The 1,723-nt window shown below is 57.1% G+C and carries 1 protein-coding gene; it reads left to right on the forward strand.

Going from position 1 to position 1,723, the window contains the following annotated elements:
• Positions 1-76 precede the first annotated feature (76 nt).
• Positions 77-1,696, forward strand: a complete 1,620-nt coding sequence (locus ACQ4N7_RS30185; RefSeq protein WP_430715113.1) for an IS1634 family transposase — start codon at positions 77-79, stop codon at positions 1,694-1,696.
• The last annotated feature ends 27 nt before the right edge of the window (positions 1,697-1,723 follow it).

Genomic DNA, 1,723 nt, shown 5'->3' on the forward strand with positions numbered 1-1,723 from the left:
CCGACATTCCGCAGGTTGACAAAAGGGATATTTAGGGCGACTGAGGTAAGCTCAGAGCAATCCATGGGATCGCGCTTTGAAGATAGAGAATCTGGACCACTTAGGGTTGGTGGCTGCCATAGTTGACGAGATTAGACTGGTCGAGCTAACCGACGAGGTTCTGGCCCCCCATCCGCTGAACCATATCAGCCCTGGACAAGTGGTGAAAGCGATGATTCTCAATGGGTTGGGGTTTGTCAGCGCCCCGTTGTACCTATTCAGTGAGTTTTTCGAGGGCAAACCGGTCGAGCACCTGCTGGGCGCGGGGGTGGAGGCCCACCACTTGAATGATGACCGTTTGGGCCGGGTGTTAGATCAGCTGTTTGAGTATGGGACGACACTATTTTTTCTCAAAGTAGCGATGCAGGCCGTGGGCCGCTTTGGCGTAAGTGTCACGCAGTGCCATCTGGACTCGACCTCCTTCGCCCTTGATGGAGAGTATCCCACCGTGGCTGGGTCTGAGACTGCACCGGAGACGGAAGACCCCCAGGCGATTGAGATTTGTCGGGGCTATTCGAGAGACCATCGACCTGAGTTAAAGCAGTTTTTGGTCAACTTGATCTGTAGTGCCGACGGTGGCATTCCGGTGTGGTTCAAGGTCGGCAGCGGCAATGAGACCGATAGCCAAACCTTTGCGGGACTGATGCGGGCGTTTGCCGAGCAGTGGCAGATGCCTGCGCTGATGGTGGCCGATGCAGCGTTCTACAGTGAGCCTAACTTGCAAGCGGTGGGAAGTTTGCCCTGGCTGAGTCGGGTGCCACAAACGCTCAAGGCAGCTCAAACCCTGGTGGATAGCGCTCTCGACCCGTTAACAGAGATGCCCTGTGACCTCGATGGGTATCGGGTGTGGGAACAACGGCAGCGCTACGGTGGGGTGGAGCAGCGCTGGATTCTGGTGGAAAGCCCGCACCGGAGGCAGTCAGAGGATTGGCTCAAGCCCCTCGAAAAGCAGGAAAAGGGGTTGAAACGGTCTCTGCGGCAGCTCTGTAGCCAGGTCTTTGCCTGTAAGCCTGATGCCATGGATGCGCTGATGCGCTTTCAGGACTCCCTCACCGGCTACACCTTGACTCAGGTAGCGCTGGTTTCGGTCGCTGCTAAGCGCCCCCCCGGTCGGCCCAAGCGCTCTCAAGTATCAGACTCACCTGCTCTGGGCTATCAATGGCAGGCGACCCTGGAACGCACGGCTGAGTATGAGGCCCAGTGCCAACAGCGCCATCGTCGCTTCATTCTGGCCACCAATGTCTTGGATGGAGAGGCTTACCCAGCCGAGCGTCTACTGCGCGAATATAAAGCCCAGCAGCATGTCGAGCGGGGCTTTCGCTTCCTCAAAGACCCCCTCTTCTTCACCAGCAGTATCTTTGTCAAAAAGCCTCAGCGGGTTGAGGCTCTGGCCCTCGTAATGGCCTTGACCCTGCTAGTCTACAGTCTCGGCCAGCGCAAACTCAGAGCCAAACTCGCTCAAGCCGATGACACGGTGCTCGACCAAAAGCAACGCCCCACTCGCAATCCGACCTTGCGCTGGATTTTGCAGAAATTCCAAGCTATTCACCTGGTCTCCGTAGGGACCGCCCAGCAGGTCAGCAACCTCTCGGAAGAACGCAGCAAAATCATTCGCCTCATGGGCTTTCCAGCCTGCCGCTACTATCTCCTTAATTAACCCCTGTCAACCCGCGGAATGTCGGTG

This window comes from Nodosilinea sp. AN01ver1 (genome assembly GCF_050565655.1).
Taxonomy (GTDB): Bacteria; Cyanobacteriota; Cyanobacteriia; order Phormidesmidales; family Phormidesmidaceae; genus Nodosilinea.